This window comes from Corynebacterium sp. HMSC056E09, from assembly GCF_001813425.1.
GTDB lineage: Bacteria > Actinomycetota > Actinomycetes > Mycobacteriales > Mycobacteriaceae > Corynebacterium > Corynebacterium hesseae.
This window is the reverse complement of the sequence record NZ_KV812492.1, coordinates 125,159-145,973: the sequence shown is the minus strand read 5'-3', so window position 1 is coordinate 145,973 and position 20,815 is coordinate 125,159. Positions and strand designations below refer to the sequence as shown.

The window sequence follows — 20,815 nt, the reverse complement described above, 5'->3', positions numbered from 1 at the left end:
TACATTGGCACACTATTGAGTTCTCAAACATCGTCACCACACAGTCATACGGAACGCCTTTGGCGGTACGCAGTACTGCGAGTAAAGAAAATATTTGTTGTCAGGGCCTGTTTTCCTACCGCCTCTCTCCAAGAACTTCTGTTCCTGTGGGGCGCTGTCGGTCGCGCTGACTCATATAAAGTTACACACGGCCTTGAAAAAACACAAATATGCACTTCAATGAAGGTTTTTGCCCCTTCTTGAAGTGCACAAAGACAAGCTTTTTACGCAGACATTGGTTGGCGCTCAGCGTGCCCCAAACCAGCCCATGAGCCCCGGGCTAAACACGTTGGTCTTCTTGGCCATCCGGGGATATACGGCAACCCACACGACGTAGATAGTTGCCATCCCTGTCAGCGCCCACCCCATCGCAACGCTGGGATTGATAAGCCACGCTATGAACAGTGCGGCGATTACTCCCGCTAGCGCAGTGGTATAGACCCACGTCAGTTTGTCGGTAATGGCAAAACTTAGAAGTAGCGAGGTTGTAGCAAGACACACGATGGTGAACCCGGCTGGATTGCCGGTCCACATCATGGATACAAGATCGGCCAAGACCGATAGGACCACGGGGATTGCCGTGCACAGCAAAGTTGCCTTGGCCCAGGCACCGCGCGGCAGTCCAAAGGCCACTGCATCTTTGAGTGAGCTGCGGATTGAATCAGCGACGAGCGGCAGGACAATCAATATAACAATGACACCCACAATGCCCACGCCGGTATCCCACAGCTTGATCAACACGAGATTCACCGCGATCGCGAGGGCGAAGCCGATCGCCGTCCACATCCACGCGCGTACCTGGGGGCGCACCACAATTTGCGAAACCGGGGACGCTGAGAACCAGCCCGTCGAAGAATCACCATCGCTACCTACGATGAGGGAGCTCGCGGTCATGCGCGATGGCTCGACGCGCTTCACCATGCACACTGCCCACATGAGCCCCGGCGCGATGAGAGTCCACCATGGAAAGGCGAAGGGCGCGCTAACAAGAATCAGTAAAAGCGTCAGGGTGGCATTGATGCGCCGGTGCCCGTTCCACATACGCGAGCTGAGGCCAAAAGTGAGATAGCGGGAGAAATCAGGCTGGGATAGATAGACCGTAAGCACCATAAAGAGTGAGTAGCCGATGGCCCACCCTCGCCCGCTGCCCATCCCGATCACCGGCAAGACGACGAACCACAGGGCAAAGAAGAGGCTATTCCAGCTCAGCGCCATATGCCTATACAGCTTCATCACGCCTCCCCCAATGCCAGAACTGCCTGTTCGAGGGATACCTCGGTGGCACGCAGCCCCATTTCCTGAGCCATGGCAAAGACGTTGGCGGTGTGGTTGGGGCGGGCGTCGACAAGCGCTCGGTCCGCCACGGCGGAGGTTTCGCGCTCGAGCACCGGGAGCTGCAAGCGCCCCAACGCGCGGTCGAGGGCTTCGGCAGAGCCGGTGAGCTGGACGACGCCCTCGATAAACTCATCGATGGGGCCGGAGAGCGGGTTCTCCCCCATCAGGGCTACGGTATCAAGCAAACCGGAAAGCTCGTTGAGGTGATGGGTGGAGACGATAATGGTGCGACCATGCTCTTCGCGCAAGACCTCATAGAATACTTCCCGCTTGGAAGCGTCGAGGCCGAGATAGGGCTCGTCGAGAAGCATGTACGGCACCCCCGAAGCCACCGCAACGATGAAGCTCGCCGCGGACTTTTGCCCGCGGGAGAGGCCCGAGTAGTTCTTCATCGGAAGCTCGAAGCGCTCGACCAGTTCCGCGGCGCGCGTCTTGTTCCAGGTGGGCCAGCGCAGGCTGCATACCGTGAAGACCTTCTTCATATTCCAGCCTTCAGGCAGGGGGTTATCAATGCCCATGAGGACGATCTTGTTGAGGACTTTTTCATTGTCGTAAGGCTTGTCACCATCGACGGTGATGCCGGAAGCATTCAGCTGACCGGCGATTTTACGCATCAAGGTGGTTTTGCCAATGCCATTGGGGCCGACGAGGCCGTGCGTAAGGCCGTCGCTGAAGGTGAAGTGCGGAGTGGAAATCATGAGTAGAGTCCTCGGCTTTCTGCGACAAGGTCGATGAGGTCGTGGAGTTGCTGGCGGGTATAGCCCAGGTGCACGGCTTCGTCGATAAGCGGCGCGGCGTACTCGGCCGCGAATTCTTGGCGACGCCGCGCGCGGATCTTCTCGGCTGCACCTGAGGTGACAAACATTCCTATCCCCCTGCGCTTTTCCAGGATTCCTAGATCTACGAGGAGGGTCAGCCCCTTGCGGGCAGTGGCGGGGTTGATGCTATGAAAGGCGGCAAGTTCATTAGTGGATGGCGCCTGCGCACCCTCGGCGAGAGTGCCCTCAATAATGGCGTCCTCGATGAGCACCGCTATCTGCCGGAAGAGCGGCTGGGCAGAGTTGTCCATGCCGGCCTCCTCGTTGGTTGGTTACTCATGTAACTAACCATATAACCACACCGAAACCCTCGCAAGCCCCCCTTGGGCAACGCCATTGACCTGGGAATTTCCTCGGGGTTATCGACGTTTTGTGACTAATGGGGCACACTGGACTACACCGGCCCTAGGCTGGAAGATCTCACAGAAGTGACCCTAGAAAATTAGTTAGAAGAAATAGAACGGAATTTAGGAGCCATGCTTGAACGAACACTTGTCTTCGTTGACACGTCATACCTACTGGCCAGCTTTTATAACTCTTGGGAGACGGGGGCCCGCGCCCAGCTAGAGATTGATTTACCCGAAGTAGTCAGCTCCCTTGGTTCCATGATTGAGAACCAAGTAGGCAACCCCATCCACCGCCAATACTGGTACGACGGAATCCCCGATACCGGCCCCCACCGTTACCAGCGAGCGCTGCGGGTCTGCGATGGCGTCCAATTGCGCACCGGTCAACTCATCGAATGGGGCGAACGGCGAACCCAGAAAGCCGTGGACACCCGCCTCGTCGCCGATATGATCGTTTCCGCCATGAAGGGCCAAGTCACGGATTTCGTCTTGGTCTCCGGCGACGCAGACATGATTCCCGGGGTCCAGGAAGCCGTGAACAACGGTGTGCGCGTGCACCTTTATGGCTTCGGTTGGGACTCCATGTCTTCAGCTCTGCGCCATGCCTGCGACTCCACCACGATCCTCGATCCGCGGGAGGACTTCGCCGACGCGATGGAGCTCGAGGTCCTTGAAGGCCCGCTGCCGCCGACCATCCGCGAGCCCCAGAGCACCGGAGAAGGAAGCGAAGACGCTAGCGATTCCGCCACCGAGGACGCCCCAGAGTGCGACGAACCTACCGAAGCACAAGCTGCCTTCCCCTCTGCGCCAAAGCCTGGGCCGGCAACACCTTCCGCCGCGGCGCAAGACGTGGCTGCCACCGCCTCGCACCCAGAGTCGGCAGCACCGAGCGCCCCCGCCGACGAAGAGGAGCCCGCCCCCTGCGGCGAACAAGCCACAAAGCCCAGCGCCGCGGATCAGAAGCCCGCGGACGCAGAAGAGGAAACGGGCTCCGAAGCCCCGAAGCCTGCCCCCAAACCGGCCGCGCCCAAGCCGTCGATGATGGCGCCGCGCCGCAAGCTGCGCTCGAAGTATGTTCCCCTCCCCGAGGAAGTGTGGAGCTCCGCCGGCTTCCAGTCCCCCTTTGACGTGGGGCAGCAATATGCCTCGTGGTGGTTCGACAACGCCGCGAGCGCCGATCAGCGCGACCAAGCCCATCTCCTTTCCGGCGGCGGTCTGCCGCCGGAGATCGACCGTCCGCTGCTACAGTTCGCCTGCGAGACTCTGCACGAGTACACGCTCACCGAAACCCAGCGCGTGAACCTCCGCGATGGCTTCCACTCCGGCATCCGCGGCGTGCTTATCAATATCCGCCGCCAGGGCAGCTAGACCGTCGAGGCGCACAGGGACCTTAATAAAGGGACCTTCTGGAGCGCGGGGTGGTGAAATCCCCTGGCCGCAGAATGCGGCCTGCTCCAGAAGGCCCCTTTTCGCGCTGGCTACTACTTATCCTCAGCGTCCTTGGCTTCGGCGCCGGCCTCGAGCTCCTCTATGGTCTTGGAGGATGAGCCTTCCAGCTCCTTGTTCTTGGCCATCTCAGCGCGGATCTCATCCAAGCGGGACATAGCGGCCATATCGTGTCCCGCCGCCGAAATCTCCTGAATCCGGCTACCACCAGCTGCCTGGTGCAGCTCCTGGGCGCCGAGCGCATCAGCGTAGCGCTTCTCAATCTTGGCGCGTACCGAATCCATCGTAGGCGTCGAGTCATCCGGCTTGAGCTCATTCATGGAGTCCAGAGCCTCAGCGTTCTTCTCCTGCATCGCCGCCTGATCGGCTTGGGACAGCAACTGGTCCACCTGCGCGAGCTGCTCCTTCAGTCGGGCCTCCGACTGCTGTTGCTGGGCCTTTGCCTGCTCCGCCGCTTGCGCGGCAGCCTCGTGCTGGGACTTCAGATTCGCCAGCTCATTTTCTACGGCGACCAGCTGGCTCGCCACAACCTCCGCTGCCTGGTTGTACTCGGCGGCCTTCTGCGGATCCTCGGAAGCGTCCGCCAACTCCAAGGCCCGGCGCGTCTGATCCTGGTAGTCCTTCTGAGTTTTCACTAGGCGGTTGAGCTGCATTTCCAGCTGGGTTTTGCGGCCGATAATCTCCGCTGCGTGCTCGGAAATCTGGCGGTGCTGTTCCTTTGCACCTTCCACGGCCTGCTGGATTTGAACCTTGGGATCAGCGTTCTCATCGATCTTCTGATCGAAAGAAGCCATCACATACTTCCAACCTTTGCTGAATGGGTTTGCCATTGCGCTCACTCCTTAGTGGTTCCTGCAGCAGTAATCAATGCAGCGCTCGTTAGTGCTTTATATGTAAAGACGCTTTCCTGCGAGTGTAGCGATACTCACAGGAAAGCGCGCACAGCGGTCTATCTCGACCGCCTTATAGACGAACTATCCGGAATTATTAGGCCTGCTGGCTCTCCACCTGGGCGCGGACCTCATCCATATCGAGAGCCTTGACTTGGCTAATGAGATCTTCCAGGGCTGCCGGCGGCAATGCACCCGACTCGCGGAAAACCAAGATGCCGTCACGGAAAACCATCAACGTCGGGATGGAGTTAATTTGCAGCTTCGCAGCCAGCTCCTCGTTTGCCTCGGTATCCAACTTGGCAAAGGTGGCATCAGGGTGCTCCTCGGATGCCTTCTCAAAGACCGGGCCGAAGCGCTTGCACGGACCGCACCATTCCGCCCAGGCATCCACGAGGGTGATGCCATCGCCGGAGATGGTCTCCTGGAACGTCTCTTCAGTGATGTCAATCGTTGCCATGTCTCTTCCTATCTGTTTCGGGGAACTTTGTAGGTTCTTTCAACTCTCAACGGTACACAAGGCTCAATTATTCCTTGCACCTATACCCCTAGGGGGTATACGCTCAACGGTGTATCTACCCACTACTTAAGGAGTCTGATCACGACCATGAGCACCACCACCTACACCGTTAACGGCATGACCTGCGGCCACTGCGAACTCTCCGTGAAGGAAGAGATCTCGGAGATCAAGGGCGTCACCGACGTCACCGCTGACCACACCACCGGCGCCGTCACCGTGACTGGTGAGGGCTTTAGCGATGACCAGGTCGCCGCCGCCATCACCGAAGCCGGCTACGAGTTGGCCTAAGCATCATGACCACCAGCCTCACTCTCGGTATCACCGGGATGACCTGCACCTCCTGCTCATCCCGGGTGGAACGCAAGCTCAACAAGCTCGACAACGTCGAAGCCACGGTCAACTTCGCCACGGAATCTGCCTCCGTAAGCTATGACCCAGCGACGACGACCCCCGCCGATCTCATCGACGTCGTCGAAGGCGCGGGCTACGGGGCTTTTGCGGTGGACGATGAGGGGGAGGCGTCGGCAAGCACGGCGGACACCGCCCGCGAGGGTGAGGCTTCCGACATCCTGCAGCGCACGCTCGTCTCTGCGACGCTCTCGCTGCCCGTGATGCTCCTCTCCATGGTCCCGGCCCTCCAATTCCAGAACTGGCAATGGGCCTGCCTGGTACTCACAACGCTCGTCTACGTCATCGGAGGCGCGCCCTTCCACCGCGCCACGTGGGCCAACCTGAAGCACGGCGCCGCCACGATGGACACGCTCATCACGCTGGGCACCACCGCCGCCTTTGGCTGGTCGCTCTACGCGCTCTTCTTCGGCAACGCCGGCATGCCCGGCATGACCATGCATATGACGCTGCGTTCCAATGACGCGCAGATGGACCACATTTACCTCGAATCAGTGGGGATGGTCATTACGTTCCTGCTGCTTGGGCGCTGGTTTGAGCTCAAGGCTAAAGGGCGCTCTTCCGAGGCGCTCACCACGCTGCTGACTATGGGGGCTAAAGAAGCCACCGTGCTTCGCGACGGCACCGAAACCCGTATTCCTGCCAGTGATCTCCATGTAGACGATGTTTTTGTGGTTCGCCCCGGTGAGAAGATCGCCACCGATGGCGTGGTCTTCACCGGCCATTCAGCCGTGGACGAATCCCTGCTCACCGGCGAATCGTTACCGGTTGAGGTTTCACCCGGCAGCACGGTGACGGGCGCAACCATCAACACCTCCGGGCGGCTTGAGGTGCGCGCCACCCGCGTCGGCTCCGACACCGTCCTTGCCCAGATGGGCGCGCTCGTCACCGCAGCCCAGACCTCGAAGGCCCCGGTGCAGCGCCTCGCCGACCGAATCGCCGCTGTCTTCGTTCCCATCGTCATCGGCATCGCTATCCTCGCGCTCGTGGCTCACCTGTGGGTCGGCGGAGTTGCCCCGGCCTTCGTGGCCGCCGTCTCCGTCCTCATCATTGCGTGCCCTTGCGCCATGGGCTTGGCGACGCCCACCGCAATCCTCGTGGGCACCGGGCGCGGCGCCGAACTGGGAATCCTCATCAAGGGCCCGGAGATTTTGGAATCGACCCGCCAGATCGACACCATCGTTCTAGATAAGACGGGCACCATCACCGAAGGCCAGATGTCAGTAGCGGCGGTTCAGGCCACTGCGGGGCACTCAGAGCAGAAGGTTCTCCGTCTTGCTGCCGCCGCGGAGCAGGGCTCCGAGCACCCCATCGCGCGGGCCATCCGCGCGGCTTACGACGGCGACATCCCTGCAGCCGAGGACTACCGCGAGCTGCCAGGCCAAGGGATCGAAGCGACCGTCGACGGCGCGCGCGTGCGGGTGGGACGCCCACCCGCGGGCTACGACGGCACTGGGACGCAGGTCGGCGTCTACGTGGCGGATGACGTGGTGGGAACCATCGAGCTACAGGACCGCGTTAAGGAGTCCGCAGCCGCCGCCATCTCCGCCCTCCAGGATCTCGGCCTCACACCCCATCTGCTCACGGGCGACAACGCAGGTGCAGCACACGCAGTGGCGCGAGCCGTTGGCATTGATGAAGCCAACGTGACAGCAGAGGTGATGCCCTCTGACAAGGTGGACGCTGTAGCCCAGCTTCAGCAGCAAGGAAAGACCGTGGCCATGGTGGGCGATGGCGTGAACGACGCCGCGGCACTCGCACAGGCGGACCTCGGCATCGCGATGGGTGCTGGGGCCGATGTCGCCATCGAGGCCTCCGATATCACGGTAATGAATAACGACCTACGTTCCGTCGCCGATGCCGTACGCCTGGCGCGGGCCACCCTGCGCATCATCAAGGGCAACCTATTTTGGGCCTTCGCCTATAATATTATTCTTCTACCTGTTGCCGCTTTTGGCCTGCTCAACCCCCTTTTCGCGGGTATAGCCATGGCGTTGAGTTCGGTTTTTGTAGTCAGTAATTCTTTGCGCCTGAAAAGCTTTCACTCCGCAGAGTATGCTTAGCCTGCATGAATCGTCTTGATCATCGCTCTATCTCTCGCACGGAGAGGCTCGACCGCCTTCCCGTCACTGGAAAACACAAACGTCTCCTCTTCGGTTCCGGCATTGGCTGGGCTCTCGACGCCATGGACGTGGGCCTCATCTCCTTCATCATGGCCGCTTTGGCCGTGCACTGGGGAATCACGCCGACCCAATCCTCATGGCTGGCGTCCGTGGGCTTCATCGGCATGGCCTTAGGTGCTACCTTTGGTGGCCTTTTGGCCGATAAGTTCGGCCGCCGCCACGTCTTTGCCTTGACCCTGCTGGTCTATGGCCTCGCCACGGGTGCTTCCGCCCTGGCGACGGGCCTCACGCTTCTCATCGTCCTGCGCTTCTTCATCGGACTCGGCCTGGGCGCCGAGCTGCCGGTAGCCTCCACGCTGATCTCCGAGTTCGCCCCGCTCAAGGTCCGCGGGCGCATGGTGGTCTTGCTGGAGGCCTTCTGGGCGGTGGGCTGGATCCTGGCCGCGGTAGTTGGAACGTTTGTTGTGGGGGCGTCGGAAAGCGGCTGGCGCTGGGCGCTCGCGCTCGGCATGGTCCCCGCCCTTTATGCACTTTTCGTACGCCTCCACCTGCCGGAATCGGTGCGCTTCCTAGAGTCGAAAGGCCGCCACGAGGAGGCAGAGGAGATCGTCGCCTCCTTTGAGGCCGAGGTGGACTCGACGGACATCGACCGCACGCCCCCGGCACCGACCTACTCCGAGGAAGACGTCACCGCCGCCAGTATCTGGTCGCCGTCCCTGCGCGGGCGCACGCTGGCACTATGGACCATCTGGTTCTGCGTCAACCTGTCCTACTACGGCGCCTTCATCTGGATTCCCTCGCTGCTGGTCGCCGACGGATTCTCCCTGGTGAAGTCCTTCAGCTTCACGCTGATTATCACCCTGGCCCAGCTGCCCGGCTACGCCGCCGCGGCCTGGCTCATCGAAGTATGGGGGCGCCGCACCACGCTGGCTACCTTCCTCGTGGGCTCCGCGCTTTCCGCAGGTCTCTATGGTTTTGCCAGCACCGAGGCCACGATCATCCTGGCCGGTTGCCTGCTGTCCTTCTTCAACCTGGGCGCGTGGGGTGCTTTGTACGCCATCGGCCCCGAGCTCTATCCCACCGCGCTGCGCGGGCGCGGTACGGGTGCTGCCGCCGGCTTCGGCAGGCTCGCATCCATCTTGGCGCCGCTCATCGTTCCGCCGCTCATCGCGGTGGCGGGCACGGGCTGGCTCTTCGTACTCTTTGCGGCAGCCTTTGGCACCGCCGCTGTCGCGGCGCTGACCCTGCCAGAATTCAAGGGTAGGACCCTTGCTCAATAGGGTCGCCCTTGGCGCGTGGGTCGCGGTCATGGTTGCGCTGACTACGCTGAAGTCCTTCTTTCAGATTGGTTACCTCTGGAAGCCAGAGAACCAGCGTGTCCGCGATCTGCGCTTGGTTCCGCTCGATGAGTTTTCCGGCGGCACCTGGTTTGGCCCGCTCTTTGAGTACGCGGGCAATACCGCTTTCTTCATTCCCTTCGGAATGCTCGTCTTCAGCATGTGCCGTTCACTCAAGGCCACGGCCGCGTGGGGCTTCGCGCTGAGCCTGGCGCTGGAGACAGCACAGTACGCCTTCGCCCTGGGGCGCACCGATATCGATGACCTCATCTTCAATACCCTCGGCGCGCTGATCGGAGCAGGGTTTGCCCGGCTGTGTGGCGAGCGCTTCTTCCCCGTGTGGCGGTGGCTCGCACTCGCCGCAGCAGCCGTCTTCCTAGTCTTAGTCATTCTCGGCCCACGGTTGGGTGACCCCAACGCCGTGGTGGACCTGTAATTTAACCGTGCGCCATGTTGACGAACCCGACTTAGACCAACTTAGTGCGAGAGTTCTTGGCCGGTGATTGCTTGGATGGTGACGGTGAGGCCGAGTGGAGGTGGTACGGCGGCGTGGACGGTTTCGCCGCCAACAACGAATCAAAAGTTGCGGTATTTCTTGAGTGTTCTCACGAGGCGTTTGTTGGAGTAACCACTGCGGGTTTCCATCAGGTGTGCCCTGGCTAATGCTGCGATGACGATATTGAGGTGTTAAGAGTGACATTTCTCATCCACCCATGATCTAAGTTTGGTTTGACGTCAACTAGCGCGCTTCGACTTGTTTCGATGGTGGAAGGTCTCAACCTCAATGGAACTGATTCATACAACCTCAAAATCCGTGAGGACAAAGTCACAAAGAATGGTCGCACCAACAAAAAGTGGACTATTCTGAAAATCCAAAAGGAGGAAAAGACCCGTGACGCTCAAGAACCGGACTCAGGCTAATAGGTCCAAACCCGATTCATCACGCTCAAAAAGGTCATCGATATCTACAGTGTTATCCTCCTAGCCCTCGGCATCGTCTCTGGAATCGTCGCGTTCAGGCTAACACTCACTACGGAACTGAGCACCCTAATCCTCATCCCATCGGTCGTAGCCGCCACTACTGGCGCTCTAAACCTCACGACCACAAAACGGCCGCGGTAGACACAGATAATCCCCGAATAGGCAACTACGCCCAAATTTCCTGTTCCCATTAGACCCGCAGGCTTGTACTCCGCTCACCCCTCTCGCAAAGGCTTTGCAATGAACACCAACAACGTCATCTCTATCGATGCCCGACGCAGCCGTGAAGAAAAGACCTACCTACAAATCCCCGGAAGAGTCGCCTTCCACACTGGCACCCGGCCGTTCCTCGGCAAGGCCGACGACGGCAACGAATACTGGTGCAAACGCATAGAAAGTGACCATGGGCGCGAAGCCGTAGTCAACGAAGTTGCTGCAAGCATCGTCGGTCTGCGCCTGGGCGCCCACATCCGCCCATGGAAAATTATCTACGTCCCCGAGTCACTACACGGACACATGATTGGAGAATCAATATGGAGATACAGGCTCACCGGGACTCCACTCTTCGGCTCGCTCAATCTCCACACTGCTACACTGCACCAAGGGTTCGGAGTCATCCCCTACGTTAACGACGACGCCAACTACAACCACATCCCGAAGCTGATAGCACTGTGGTTGTTGTGCAATGTTCAGGAAGACCTCCAAATCCTCACGGACAACGATGACGATAACTCCATCTGGTCCATCGACCACGGGCTCTGGTTCGACTCGGAGCCCTACCCTTGGCAACTAACCCCGCCAGAACGCGCAGGCGGCACCGCACGCATTCCTCTACTGCGCACCGAAATTCCCAACAGCTCGTGGGACAAAGCCATCAACGCACTCGACAACCTCGACACCACCCTACGAGAAGAATTGCAAGAAGCACTACCAATAGAATGGGCAATACCTGCGCATGAGACTGACAAACTCATGAACTACGTCCTCTCTCGCAAGGACTACGCTCGGGAGCTCCTACGCTCGTACAAACACCGCAAAGGACAATGACATGAGATTCGACTACTGGACCGTAAGCGTGGTTCCCCGCCCCATGGGCATCACCACGATCGGCGTCGGTGTCATCGTCATCGATGCCGCAACAGGCGAAACAAAGAATCATTTCCGCTCCGACCGCGGTATCCACCACGATTCCGACTTTCCCGAGGCCATCCGGCGAGCCCTGCAACATTTCAAAGCCGACCTCAAGAAGCTGACAACGACAACCGAGCCGCTCAACCTTGACGGGCAACACACGCTGTCGAGCTATCTCGAATTCATTAGCGGACACTGGAACAACCTCATCAAGGTTCACCCCATGCAAAGCATGGACGCTGCAAACCTCAATGAGGCCACCGACCTACTGTTTTCGACCCTCATTGGCGAAGCCCCCACCGGCAAGCATCAACAAGACGTCAGACAGGTACGACGCTTTATCCGCAAACAATACGAGCAACTCCCAAGCCTGGAAAAAGCAACCATCTTTGACGCCGACGTCCAAGTTGCCCGGCGCGAGCTGGATCTAACTTTGGCGGTTGTCGATGATGAGGAAGTTATCGAGCTTAATCAGGCATTTAACTTCCGGTCTTCTGATGCGAATATCACGCGCGCGGCCATTGATTCTTGGACGCTCAAGGTGGACAAGTTGCAGCAGGCGGGCGGTGAGCTTACTGCTGGTGAGACTTTAATCTCTGTTCCTCGCGAATTGGATATCGTCGCTGTCACCACATTGCCGAACTCGTCAGCGCAGAAGAAGAACTACCAGCAGTTCCGTGAATTTTGTGGCGATCTCGATATCTCGATGCTGACGATGGAAGAAATTCCGCAGCATGCAGCCTCACTCAATAGGCGCTTAGCCTCTTAAAAAGCACGCTCCCCCGTACCTGGAAAGTCAGGTCCTAGTCTTAGTCATTCTCAGCCCACGGTTGGGTGACCCCAACGCCGTGGTGGACCTGTGATTTAACCATGCGCCATGTTGACGAACTTGGAGTAGTGCAGCTGGTGCGCCACCTTCACTGTGTCGATCGGTCCGCCACGGTGCTTTGCCAAGATGATGTCCGCCTCACCGGCGCGGGGATCATCGCGGTCCTGTGAGTCCGGGCGATACAGGAGCATAACCATGTCGGCGTCCTGCTCGAGCGAGCCGGATTCACGCAGATCCGCCAGCTGTGGCTTCTTATCGGTACGGGACTCTGGGCCACGGTTTAGCTGGGAAATCGCGATGAGCGGGACCTCGAGCTCCTTGGCCAGCAGCTTGAGCTGGCGGGAGAACTCCGAAACCTCTTGCTGGCGGGACTCCACCTTCTTGCCCGAGGACATCAGCTGCATATAGTCCAGCACAATGAGGTCGAGCCCGTGCTGCTGCTTGAGGCGGCGGGCTTTCGAGCGAATCTCCATCATGGTGAGGTTCGGGGAATCATCGATGAACAGGGGCGCATCCTGGATGCGGTTGAGGGTGTCATCGATCTTTGCCCAGTCCTCAGTCGATACGCGTCCACCGCGCATATCCGACAGCTTCACTTCCGCCTCCGCCGACAGCAAGCGCATGACGATTTCCGAGGCGGACATCTCCAAGGAAAACACCACGGAGGTCTTGTTGTGCTGCAGAGATGCCGAGCGCATGAAGTCCATGGCGAGCGTTGACTTGCCCACGCCGGGGCGGGCGGCGACGATAATCATCTGGCCGGCGCGCAAGCCATTGGTCAGGTTATCCAAGTCGATGAACCCGGTGGGCACGCCCGATTCCACACCGTTTTGCTGCAGGGCGGCGAGTTCGTCGATAGTGGGATCGATAAGATCGCTCAGTGCCCGGTAGTCCTCGGTGGTCTTCTTCTGTGCCACCGCGAAGACTTCCTGCTGGGCGCGGTCCAGAACCGATTCGATCTCCATGTCCTCGGAACCTTGGAAGCCGAGCTGGACAACTCTGGTTCCGGCGTCGACCAGCTTGCGCAGCACCGCCTTTTCCGCCACGATCTCCGCGTAGTAGCGAGCGTTGGCGGCAGTCGGCACCGTGGCCAGCAGGGTGTGCAGATAGGGCGCGCCGCCGACCCGCTCGAGGTTGTTGTAGCGATCGAGCCGAGCTGCCACGATCACCGCATCAATATCGGTGCCCGCGGCATAGAGGTCAATCATGGCCTGATAGATGAGCGTGTGCGCGGGGTAGTAAAAATCCTCCGGCTCTAGCTCTTCAATGACCTCCATCACCGTGTTCGGGCTCAAGAGCATAGCGCCAAGAACGCCCTGCTCCGCTTCCCGGTCCGCGGGTGGCTGGCGGAATTCGCCGTAACGCTTCGGCTCCTCCTGACGGTAGGAGCGGCGGGGTTCCTCCTCTACCGGTTCAGGCGGCGGTGGAACCTGATCGTCATCAAAACTGGCATTAGTCATTGTCCATCAATCCCACCGTTCATCGATCCCACCCTGACCGCCCCTGAAAATCTCAGCTTCTATCCGCGCCGGACGGCCAGGCTTTAAGGCAGTGCCAAGCGGCAACCGCGCGTAGTACACAACAGTGTAGCCGAGGCAATGGACACTGCCCCTTGGGCATAACTCCCACAGTTATCCACAGATCCCTGTGGAATTACCAGCTCAGCGGACGAAAACTCCGCAAAGCACGAGGTCAGTCCTGTGGATAACTCTGCAAGCTTGTGACCAGCACAGATAATTACCGCAGGTCAGAGCCTGTTTTTCGAGGTGTGAATATACGCACAAAACCCGTGAAAAAGTAGGGTCTTCAACCCGAAATAGGCGCTACCTGCGGGTTAACAAAAGGCGGCGTGAGTAAACTCACTGTAAACTGCACGCAGGTTTATCCACAGGTTCCGCGAGTTATCCACATGCCGTGCTTGGCGACGATTCCCCACCCCGCATGCCTAAAACGGCTAAAGGCCGTACACCTTCCACCACCTCACATAGTGGGAGGAGCACGGCCTTAAACCTTGCTGTTGTCTGAGGGTCACTTACTGGCGTACCATCGCCGCGCCTCACACGCGGCTGGACGGAGGGTGACCGTCGTGCGCCTTAGTTCTTAGGCAGCGACGACCGAGAAGTTCACCTTGCCGATAACGTCAGCGTGCAGCTTCAGCTCGACTTGGTAGTTGCCGGTCTTCTTGACCAGGCCCTTGGGAAGCACAACGATGCGCTTGTCCAGCTTCGGGCCGCCAGCGGCGGCAACGGCCTTCACGATGTCCTCTGCGGACACGGAGCCGAAGAGCTTGCCGGACTCGGAGGTCTTCACGGGGACGTTGACGTCCTTGAGCTCCTCCAGCTGGGTACGGATCTCGCGTGCATGGTCCAGGTCGCGGATTGCGCGAGCTTCCTGGGCACGCTTGATGCCCTCGATCTGCTTCTCAGCACCGCGGGTGGCAACGATTGCCAGGCCGCGCGGAAGCAGGTAGTTACGTCCGTAGCCGTCCTTAACCTCTACAATTTCGCCGGGGGCGCCGAGGTTCTCAACGGCAGCGGTGAGGATCAGCTTCATGATCCCTGCCTTTCAATTGAGTTAAATGAATACTTGCGTGACAGTCTTAGAACGGGGGTTCTGCATCCGCACCACCAAAGCTTCCCGCTTGGGGTGCCGAATTCCACGGATCGTTGCTCGGAGCCGACTGCTGGGACTGCTGCGGGGCAGAAGACTGGGACTGGTTTCCAGAGAAACCACCCTGGTTTCCGGAGAAACCGCCTTGGTTGCCGCCGCCGTAGTTAGCACCACCCTGCTGCTGGCCGCCGCCATAGTTTCCGCCACCGTTGCCGGACTTGCGGTTTACCTGAGCGGTTGCATAACGCAGGGACGGGCCGACCTCATCGACCTCGATCTCAAAGACAGTACGGTTCTCGCCCTCACGAGTCTGGTAAGAGCGCTGACGCAAACGGCCAGTAACAATAACGCGCATGCCCTTGGTCAGGGTCTCCGCAACGTTTTCTGCGGCTTGGCGCCACACGTTGCAGGTGAGGAACATGGCCTCGCCATCCTCCCACTGGGAAGTCTGCTGATTATAGCGACGCGGGGTGGAGGCAACACGGAAATTTGCCACTGCGGCACCCGCCGGGGTGAAGCGCAGTTCCGGGTCGGCGACAATGTTGCCAACGACCGTGATATTGGTATCTCCCTGAGCCATGTCTTTACTCCTTAATATCGGTTACGTGGATTGCTCGAAACCCAGTATCCGCTATTTGCTGTCGGTGCGCAGAACCTTGGTACGCAGAATGGAGTCGTTCAGGTTCAGACGGCGATCGAGCTCGAGAACGGAGTGGGATTCGCACTCCAGATCCACGACTGCGTAGATGCCCTCTTCCTTCTTGTTGATCGGGTATGCAAGACGGCGCTTGCCCCACACGTCAACCTTTTCGACTTTGCCGCCATCCTTGCGGATTGCTTCGAGGAACTTGTCTAGGGACGGGGTTACGGTGCGCTCATCCTGATTGGGATCCAGAATGATCATGACTTCGTAGTGACGCACGGACCTCATCACCTCCTATGGTCTAGTAATTGGTATCGGCCATATCACCTTTGCGGATATGGCAGGAGGGTCTGTTGCGTCAAGCAACCCTCACACAGTACCGCACTGACCGGCGGAAAAGGAAATCCCTTGTCTCCTCGGCCGCCCCCTAGTGAGTCGCGGCGACGAAGATTGCCGAACTCGCAGGTATCACCGTAAGGAAAAGCAGAGCCAGCAACCCCAGCATGATGGGCCAGGTTCGGTCTTCAGAACGCTGAAACAGGTAATAGGCACCCAATACGCACAAGAAACCTATCGTGATGGAGATGATGCCCACGATTGTTATGGTCATCGCGCAAAGTCCCCCGCCAGTGGATCCCTGCCACCGTGCGCGGCACGAACCTTGTCTTCCGACTTGCCCCACATCTGACGGATGATGAGCACGCCGATGGCGATGATGAAACCATCCCGGGTGATCACCGCGATGTCCAGCATCTCGTGCGGCAGGCCCTTGTTCTCCGAGCCGAGCATGTGCCAGGTGAGGATGGGCCAGAGGAGGGCGTCGGCAAGCGCCCAGCTAAAGATGAGGCGCCACCGTGGCAGCGCCAAGAGCGCCGGGACAATGAGCCACAGCGAGTATTGCGGCGACCACACCTTATTGAAGATAAGGAAGGCCATGATGATGAGGTAGATCATCTCAGCCACCCGCGGCGCACGCGGGGTTTTAAGCCCCATGACGGCGATTGCTGCGCAGCTCACAAGGAAGGCCACGAGGGAGAAGGTGTTGAGGAATTCGGCCTCAAAGCTCACGTTCGTAACGCGAGTCAGGAGTGCGTAGATCGTGGTCCACTCCGCCCCACGCTCTTGGTTGAGCCGGAAGAATTCGCGCCAAGCTTCGGGGTAGGCCACCGCCACGGGAAGGTTCACCACGAGCCACGTCGCAATAGTTGCCACGAACATCTTGATGAACGGCGACCAGCGCTTGTTGCGGATGGCCAGCACCAGAAAGGCACCCAGAATAAACAGGGGCCACAGCTTAAAGGCCGTGCCGAGCCCGATGAGGATGCCGGCGAGCCAGTTCTTACGCTTGGTCACCGCAAGCAGGGCGCCGACCATGAACGCCACCGACGGGATGTCCCAATTGGTAAAGGCATGCATGACCACGAGGGGGCTAGCTGCCATGAGGACGGTGTCCCACGCCCGGTTGCCCGTGAGCTGGAAGACCATAACCACGGTGCCTACCCACACGAGGGACATGATGAGCGCGGTCAGCCCGAAGTACCAACTGACATCGGCAATCCCAATCCACTCGACGGCCGGGTAGGTGGTGCGCGCCAGCCAAGCGACGGCGCCCTGGAACATGCCAGCCAACACGGGGTACTCCATGTAGCGCGTGATATCCCCCTCAACCCAGGAATAGGCATAGGGGAAGCCCGGCTGGTCTAGTCCACGGCCCCCGTAGAGCGGGATGATGTCGTTGTAGCAGAAGGACGTGTACTGACGGTTACCGTCCCAATTCAGGCTAATGAGGCCATCCTCGCCCCTGCGACTACCGGCACAGGTTGCCTTACTCAAGAACCCAAACGCCAGGAATGTCCACGCCAGCGTGATGATCACTCGCAGTGGAGTCCACCACCCGGAGTGGGCCGAGCGAGCAAAACGCCCCGTCGGCCCGCCCAGGGCGTCGACGGCGCCGCGGGCCATCGACTCAGAAGAGAGAGGGACTAGCTGAGAAGTCGTGTGTTGGCTCACCAGGGATCAGTCTCCTATTGGCCAAGTAGTTGGTCGAGGCCATCTCCATTGAGAATCTCATCCAGCGAGGGGACCTCAGGATCGGCGGGCTGAGCCGGTTGCTCAGGCTGGGCCGGCTGCGCCGGGGCATCACCATGCCCCTCGTCATGGTGTTGGCCTTCCTCTGGTTTTGCCTCGCCCTCGCCCTCAGCGGCTTCGCCCTCCGGGCTTGCCGGGGTCTGGTCCCACGTCGTGGTCTGGCTCGGGTCATAGACATAGCCCGAACCCCAGCTGCCGACGCCGTAGTTGATCGGATAGGCCTGCGGGAAGGTCTGCTGCTCGACGTTAGCAAGAGAGGTATCCAAGATGGACTTCCAGATCTTCGTCGGTGCGTCTGAGCCGTACATGATGCCGCCCCACTGATTGAAAATCGCGGAGGTGTTGTCGGCCGTGCCTACCCACACTGCGGTGGCCAGCTGGGGCGTGGAACCGACCATCCACGCATCTTTGTTCTGACCGGTGTCACCCAGCTGCGTGGTACCAGTCTTAGACGCAGACGGGCGCCCGCCAGCTAGCGCGCCATTCGACCATGCGGCAATTGGCTGCATCGCAGAAATAACGTTATTAGCCACGTTGGCGGAGACACGGCGCTCACCGCCGTCGGTCGGGTTCTCATAAAGAACCTCGCCGTTGGCGTTTTCAACCTTCTGCACGAAGTGCGGTTGGTGCCACACACCCTGGTTGGTCAAGGTAGCCATAGCGGTCGCCATGTCGAGGGGGCGGGACTGGTACTGGCCCAGCACGATGCCTTCGTACGGCGTACCGCCGTTCTCTGTCAGGGTCTTTTCAATCCCCGGCAGGCTGCGCGCAACGCCCAATGCATGGGCCATGTCCGCGGTGTCCTGCGTCTTGTTTTCCAAGTCATCCTGGAGGCGCAGGAAGGACGTGTTATAAGACTTCTTCATTGCCTCAGCGATGGAGCAGCTACCGCAGCCGCCACCCACGTCGTTGGTCACGATCTGCGATCCTGGCAGCTGGTAGGGCGCCGAGGAGTAATAAGTATTGAGATCGATGCCCTGCTGGAGTGCTGCGGCCAGGGTCATAATCTTGAAGGTTGAGCCTGTCTGCAGCGGGGAATTGGCATAATCCCAGCCGCCAGAATCATCGCCGCCATAGTAGCCGCGCACGGCACCCGTAGCCGGGTCAATGGTCACGGCGGCGGCGCGGGCGTCCTCCTGCAGCACTCCAAGCTGCTCGTGGGCGGCGTCGGTTGACGCGTTTTGCACGGTCATGTCAATAGTGGTGGTCACCTTGAGGCCACCGGTGGCCAGCTGATCCTCGGTAATACCCACACGCGCCAGTTCATCAGTGACCTGGTTCTTGATGTGCCCATAAGCACCGGGTGCCTCGGTGTAGGCGGAGTATTCGCTTGGATCACGGGTCTCCGGGAAAGCCATCTGGGACCGCTCAGCCGCATCCAGATCGCCCATCTCAACCAGGCCATCCATGACGTAGTTCCAGCGGTTCTGCGAGCGTTCCTCATCCACCCACGGATCCAAGACCGATGGGGACTGGATGAGGCCGGCGAGCATGGCGCCTTCCTCCACGGTGAGGTCCTTGGCGTCCTTATTGAAGTAGGCATTGGAGGCAGCCTCGATGCCGTAGGCATTGCGGCCGAAATAGACGGTGTTGAGGTAGGCGTTCAGGATGTCCTCTTTGGCCCACTCATTGGTCATCTTCACCGAATAGATGAGCTCACGGATCTTGCGGACGTAGGAGTATTCGTCACCCACCAGAGTGTTCTTCACGTATTGCTGGGTGATGGTGGAACCACCACCGGCGGTGCTATCACCCGTGAGCTTGCCCAAGACGGCGCGGCCCAGACCAGTGAAGGAAAAGCCCGAGTTCGTCCAGAACTCACGGTCCTCGGCGGCGAGGACCGAGTCCTCTACGTAATCCGGGATCTCATCCAACGTCACCTGACGGCGGTTGCCTTCCGGTGGAACGAGCTTGGCCAGCTGAGTTTCACCATCGCCGGCGACGATGGTGGAGATCTGGCTCGGCTGCAGCTCCTTGGGCCCGGGGACGTCGTATTGCGTATACGCGTAGCCGAAGAGCAGGGCAGGAATGCCCACTAGTACAAACAAAACAGCCAGCACGATCCACGGCCAGCGGCGCTTGCGGCCGGACGAACGCTGAGCGCTCTGTGAGGTGCTCTTCCTGCGATTACCTGACTTTCGCCCGGAGGTTTCCTTTTCGGTCACTGATCCGTGTCCTCATCAATCCTGTACAGAAACTGTAAATACATGCAGCTTACCGGCGTGAACTGGGAAGCCAAAACTACCCTAGAGCATAGACCGTGGCAGCTCGAAGCAGATGATTCCAGCGGCACGCCGGACACACTTCCACAAAATGCACGGTAAATTCCAGCCCTTCTGCGGCCATGTCCGCAATTTCCGCAGCGCTCCGCGCACTTCCCGCCCGGCGTTTTAAAGCATCTCCATAAACCCAACGGGTCAGCCGCATGTCTGATTCACACACCGGGCACGGCTTGCGCATGTCGACGCCATGGTGTTCCGCCGCCGCGCGAAGGAGAAAGTCGGCATCACATAGCTCTTCCCGCGTCACCTTTCCCGCGCGAAGCTCACGCAGATGCTGTGCACGCTCCCATTCATAAGAGACTTCGTTGCGGTAGGCCACTTCTAGCCTTGTCTTTGCAGACTCTGCCTTTGACGGAGAATTCACGCCGGACAGTGTAGTGCCGGCGGCGTCAACAATCTAGACCCTTTCATAGTACTTCGCGGTGCGAAACCAAATTTTTTAATCGGCTAACTACCGCTCCGTGGGATTACTAGCTACACTTATTTTCCATGAGTGAAGAAACTATCGAATCCCCGATCCCTTACGAGGATGCCCTGGAAGTCGCCCGCCAGATCCAGCCCGCGCTCAACAAACTCATGCTCATTTTCCAGCGCACGACAGAGGGCACATCCCTCACCACGTCGCAGGTCTCCATCATGAACCAGCTGCGCATGCGCGGCCCTTCGCGCGTGAGCACCATCGCCCAGGCAGAGCTCATCCGGATGCCTACCGCCTCCAATGCGCTGTACCAATTGGAACGCCAAGGTTTCGTGGAACGCCACCGCGACGAGAAGGACCGCCGCGGTGTCCTCGTCGCCCTTACCCAGCTCGGTGAATCCGAGCTGACCATCGTCTCTCGCCAGCGTGCGGCGGCTTTGGCAGAGATCCTGCGTTGGCTCGATCCGGACGACATCAAGGATGCCAACTCCCTGGTTAACCTGATCTCCAAGCTGGCCGATGTCTACCGGCCAATCATGGAAGGAAAATAGACCAAAAAGCGCCGGTAGA

21 protein-coding genes are annotated in these 20,815 nt (G+C 59.5%); 8 read left to right on the top strand and 13 right to left on the bottom strand.

Annotated elements, in window-relative coordinates; all coding sequences use genetic code 11:
- Positions 1 to 285: 285 nt before the first annotated feature.
- From HMPREF2912_RS06050 to HMPREF2912_RS06040, 3 genes are read right to left on the bottom strand one after another with little or no spacing between them, the layout of a single operon-like run.
- Positions 286 to 1,272: a hypothetical protein gene (locus HMPREF2912_RS06050; RefSeq protein ID WP_070597051.1), complete on the bottom strand. Its 987-nt coding sequence runs from the start codon at positions 1,270 to 1,272 to the stop codon at positions 286 to 288.
- Positions 1,272 to 2,072, bottom strand: a complete 801-nt coding sequence (locus HMPREF2912_RS06045) for an ATP-binding cassette domain-containing protein (RefSeq protein ID WP_070533748.1) — start codon at positions 2,070 to 2,072, stop codon at positions 1,272 to 1,274. Before HMPREF2912_RS06045 ends, HMPREF2912_RS06050 begins: the two co-directional genes overlap by 1 nt.
- On the bottom strand, positions 2,069 to 2,443 hold the full coding sequence (locus tag HMPREF2912_RS06040) for a GntR family transcriptional regulator (protein ID WP_070533746.1): 375 nt from the start codon (positions 2,441 to 2,443) through the stop codon (positions 2,069 to 2,071). Before HMPREF2912_RS06040 ends, HMPREF2912_RS06045 begins: the two co-directional genes overlap by 4 nt.
- A gap of 225 nt (positions 2,444 to 2,668) precedes the next feature.
- Between HMPREF2912_RS06040 and HMPREF2912_RS06035 the strand changes: the two genes are divergently transcribed.
- Positions 2,669 to 3,907 (top strand): NYN domain-containing protein, encoded by a 1,239-nt coding sequence (locus HMPREF2912_RS06035; RefSeq protein WP_070561790.1) that lies wholly within the window; start codon positions 2,669 to 2,671, stop codon positions 3,905 to 3,907.
- A gap of 113 nt (positions 3,908 to 4,020) precedes the next feature.
- Here the strand turns inward: HMPREF2912_RS06035 and HMPREF2912_RS06030 are convergent, their stop codons facing one another.
- On the bottom strand, positions 4,021 to 4,815 hold the full coding sequence (locus tag HMPREF2912_RS06030; RefSeq protein WP_070524228.1) for a PspA/IM30 family protein: 795 nt from the start codon (positions 4,813 to 4,815) through the stop codon (positions 4,021 to 4,023).
- Between the two features lie 157 nt (positions 4,816 to 4,972).
- Positions 4,973 to 5,335, bottom strand: a complete 363-nt coding sequence (gene trxA / locus HMPREF2912_RS06025; protein WP_070524226.1) for a thioredoxin — start codon at positions 5,333 to 5,335, stop codon at positions 4,973 to 4,975.
- Between the two features lie 147 nt (positions 5,336 to 5,482).
- On the opposite strand from trxA, the gene HMPREF2912_RS06020 reads away from it, so the two are divergent.
- The 6 genes from HMPREF2912_RS06020 to HMPREF2912_RS05995 all read left to right on the top strand — a co-directional run bounded on the left by HMPREF2912_RS06020 (position 5,483) and on the right by HMPREF2912_RS05995 (position 12,144).
- Positions 5,483 to 5,683: a heavy-metal-associated domain-containing protein gene (locus tag HMPREF2912_RS06020; RefSeq protein WP_070524224.1), complete on the top strand. Its 201-nt coding sequence runs from the start codon at positions 5,483 to 5,485 to the stop codon at positions 5,681 to 5,683.
- 5 nt (positions 5,684 to 5,688) lie between these two features.
- Positions 5,689 to 7,866: a heavy metal translocating P-type ATPase gene (locus tag HMPREF2912_RS06015; RefSeq protein WP_070597052.1), complete on the top strand. Its 2,178-nt coding sequence runs from the start codon at positions 5,689 to 5,691 to the stop codon at positions 7,864 to 7,866.
- A 5-nt stretch (positions 7,867 to 7,871) separates the two neighbouring features.
- On the top strand, positions 7,872 to 9,206 hold the full coding sequence (locus tag HMPREF2912_RS06010) for an MFS transporter (RefSeq protein ID WP_070533736.1): 1,335 nt from the start codon (positions 7,872 to 7,874) through the stop codon (positions 9,204 to 9,206).
- A 28-nt stretch (positions 9,207 to 9,234) separates the two neighbouring features.
- A complete protein-coding gene (locus HMPREF2912_RS06005) occupies positions 9,235 to 9,699 on the top strand; it encodes a VanZ family protein (RefSeq protein WP_070533734.1) in 465 nt (154 codons plus the stop codon).
- 785 nt (positions 9,700 to 10,484) lie between these two features.
- Positions 10,485 to 11,291, top strand: a complete 807-nt coding sequence (locus tag HMPREF2912_RS06000) for a HipA family kinase (RefSeq protein ID WP_070533733.1) — start codon at positions 10,485 to 10,487, stop codon at positions 11,289 to 11,291.
- Between the two features lies 1 nt (position 11,292).
- The gene (locus tag HMPREF2912_RS05995) at positions 11,293 to 12,144 is read left to right on the top strand and encodes a DUF3037 domain-containing protein (RefSeq protein WP_070563953.1); all 852 of its coding nucleotides are present in this window, start codon (positions 11,293 to 11,295) and stop codon (positions 12,142 to 12,144) included.
- A 95-nt stretch (positions 12,145 to 12,239) separates the two neighbouring features.
- Here HMPREF2912_RS05995 and dnaB read toward each other — a convergent pair whose 3' ends face one another.
- The 8 genes from dnaB to HMPREF2912_RS12645 all read right to left on the bottom strand — a co-directional run bounded on the left by dnaB (position 12,240) and on the right by HMPREF2912_RS12645 (position 20,146).
- Positions 12,240 to 13,664 carry a replicative DNA helicase gene (gene dnaB, locus HMPREF2912_RS05990; protein ID WP_010187892.1) on the bottom strand — a complete coding sequence of 475 codons (1,425 nt, stop codon included), beginning with the start codon at positions 13,662 to 13,664 and terminating at the stop codon, positions 12,240 to 12,242.
- Positions 13,665 to 14,304: 640 nt separating this feature from the next.
- Positions 14,305 to 14,757, bottom strand: coding sequence for a 50S ribosomal protein L9 (gene rplI, locus HMPREF2912_RS05985; protein ID WP_070524218.1), 453 nt, complete (start codon positions 14,755 to 14,757; stop codon positions 14,305 to 14,307).
- 46 nt (positions 14,758 to 14,803) lie between these two features.
- Positions 14,804 to 15,394, bottom strand: a complete 591-nt coding sequence (locus HMPREF2912_RS05980; RefSeq protein WP_010187897.1) for a single-stranded DNA-binding protein — start codon at positions 15,392 to 15,394, stop codon at positions 14,804 to 14,806.
- Between the two features lie 51 nt (positions 15,395 to 15,445).
- Positions 15,446 to 15,736, bottom strand: a complete 291-nt coding sequence (gene rpsF, locus HMPREF2912_RS05975; RefSeq protein ID WP_180952128.1) for a 30S ribosomal protein S6 — start codon at positions 15,734 to 15,736, stop codon at positions 15,446 to 15,448.
- A 148-nt stretch (positions 15,737 to 15,884) separates the two neighbouring features.
- The gene (locus tag HMPREF2912_RS05970) at positions 15,885 to 16,067 is read right to left on the bottom strand and encodes a hypothetical protein (RefSeq protein ID WP_070524214.1); all 183 of its coding nucleotides are present in this window, start codon (positions 16,065 to 16,067) and stop codon (positions 15,885 to 15,887) included.
- Positions 16,064 to 17,419 carry a glycosyltransferase family 87 protein gene (locus tag HMPREF2912_RS05965; RefSeq protein ID WP_070683565.1) on the bottom strand — a complete coding sequence of 452 codons (1,356 nt, stop codon included), beginning with the start codon at positions 17,417 to 17,419 and terminating at the stop codon, positions 16,064 to 16,066. Before HMPREF2912_RS05965 ends, HMPREF2912_RS05970 begins: the two co-directional genes overlap by 4 nt.
- A 62-nt stretch (positions 17,420 to 17,481) precedes the next feature.
- On the bottom strand, positions 17,482 to 19,710 hold the full coding sequence (locus HMPREF2912_RS05960) for a transglycosylase domain-containing protein (protein WP_070683561.1): 2,229 nt from the start codon (positions 19,708 to 19,710) through the stop codon (positions 17,482 to 17,484).
- A gap of 76 nt (positions 19,711 to 19,786) precedes the next feature.
- Positions 19,787 to 20,146, bottom strand: a complete 360-nt coding sequence (locus tag HMPREF2912_RS12645) for a DUF5318 family protein (RefSeq protein WP_070644730.1) — start codon at positions 20,144 to 20,146, stop codon at positions 19,787 to 19,789.
- Positions 20,147 to 20,316: 170 nt separating this feature from the next.
- On the opposite strand from HMPREF2912_RS12645, the gene HMPREF2912_RS05955 reads away from it, so the two are divergent.
- The gene (locus HMPREF2912_RS05955) at positions 20,317 to 20,796 is read left to right on the top strand and encodes a MarR family winged helix-turn-helix transcriptional regulator (protein ID WP_070524207.1); all 480 of its coding nucleotides are present in this window, start codon (positions 20,317 to 20,319) and stop codon (positions 20,794 to 20,796) included.
- Positions 20,797 to 20,815: the final 19 nt, after the last annotated feature.

Coding starts and splice junctions, on each gene's coding strand:
- HMPREF2912_RS06050 (WP_070597051.1), bottom strand. CDS start 1,272: ATGAAGCTGTATAGGCATATGGCGCTGAGCTGGAATAGCCTCTTCTTT.
- HMPREF2912_RS06045 (WP_070533748.1), bottom strand. CDS start 2,072: ATGATTTCCACTCCGCACTTCACCTTCAGCGACGGCCTTACGCACGGC.
- HMPREF2912_RS06040 (WP_070533746.1), bottom strand. CDS start 2,443: ATGGACAACTCTGCCCAGCCGCTCTTCCGGCAGATAGCGGTGCTCATC.
- HMPREF2912_RS06035 (WP_070561790.1), top strand. CDS start 2,669: ATGCTTGAACGAACACTTGTCTTCGTTGACACGTCATACCTACTGGCC.
- HMPREF2912_RS06030 (WP_070524228.1), bottom strand. CDS start 4,815: ATGGCAAACCCATTCAGCAAAGGTTGGAAGTATGTGATGGCTTCTTTC.
- trxA (WP_070524226.1), bottom strand. CDS start 5,335: ATGGCAACGATTGACATCACTGAAGAGACGTTCCAGGAGACCATCTCC.
- HMPREF2912_RS06020 (WP_070524224.1), top strand. CDS start 5,483: ATGAGCACCACCACCTACACCGTTAACGGCATGACCTGCGGCCACTGC.
- HMPREF2912_RS06015 (WP_070597052.1), top strand. CDS start 5,689: ATGACCACCAGCCTCACTCTCGGTATCACCGGGATGACCTGCACCTCC.
- HMPREF2912_RS06010 (WP_070533736.1), top strand. CDS start 7,872: ATGAATCGTCTTGATCATCGCTCTATCTCTCGCACGGAGAGGCTCGAC.
- HMPREF2912_RS06005 (WP_070533734.1), top strand. CDS start 9,235: ATGGTTGCGCTGACTACGCTGAAGTCCTTCTTTCAGATTGGTTACCTC.
- HMPREF2912_RS06000 (WP_070533733.1), top strand. CDS start 10,485: ATGAACACCAACAACGTCATCTCTATCGATGCCCGACGCAGCCGTGAA.
- HMPREF2912_RS05995 (WP_070563953.1), top strand. CDS start 11,293: ATGAGATTCGACTACTGGACCGTAAGCGTGGTTCCCCGCCCCATGGGC.
- dnaB (WP_010187892.1), bottom strand. CDS start 13,664: ATGACTAATGCCAGTTTTGATGACGATCAGGTTCCACCGCCGCCTGAA.
- rplI (WP_070524218.1), bottom strand. CDS start 14,757: ATGAAGCTGATCCTCACCGCTGCCGTTGAGAACCTCGGCGCCCCCGGC.
- HMPREF2912_RS05980 (WP_010187897.1), bottom strand. CDS start 15,394: ATGGCTCAGGGAGATACCAATATCACGGTCGTTGGCAACATTGTCGCC.
- HMPREF2912_RS05970 (WP_070524214.1), bottom strand. CDS start 16,067: ATGACCATAACAATCGTGGGCATCATCTCCATCACGATAGGTTTCTTG.
- HMPREF2912_RS05965 (WP_070683565.1), bottom strand. CDS start 17,419: ATGGCCCGCGGCGCCGTCGACGCCCTGGGCGGGCCGACGGGGCGTTTT.
- HMPREF2912_RS05955 (WP_070524207.1), top strand. CDS start 20,317: ATGAGTGAAGAAACTATCGAATCCCCGATCCCTTACGAGGATGCCCTG.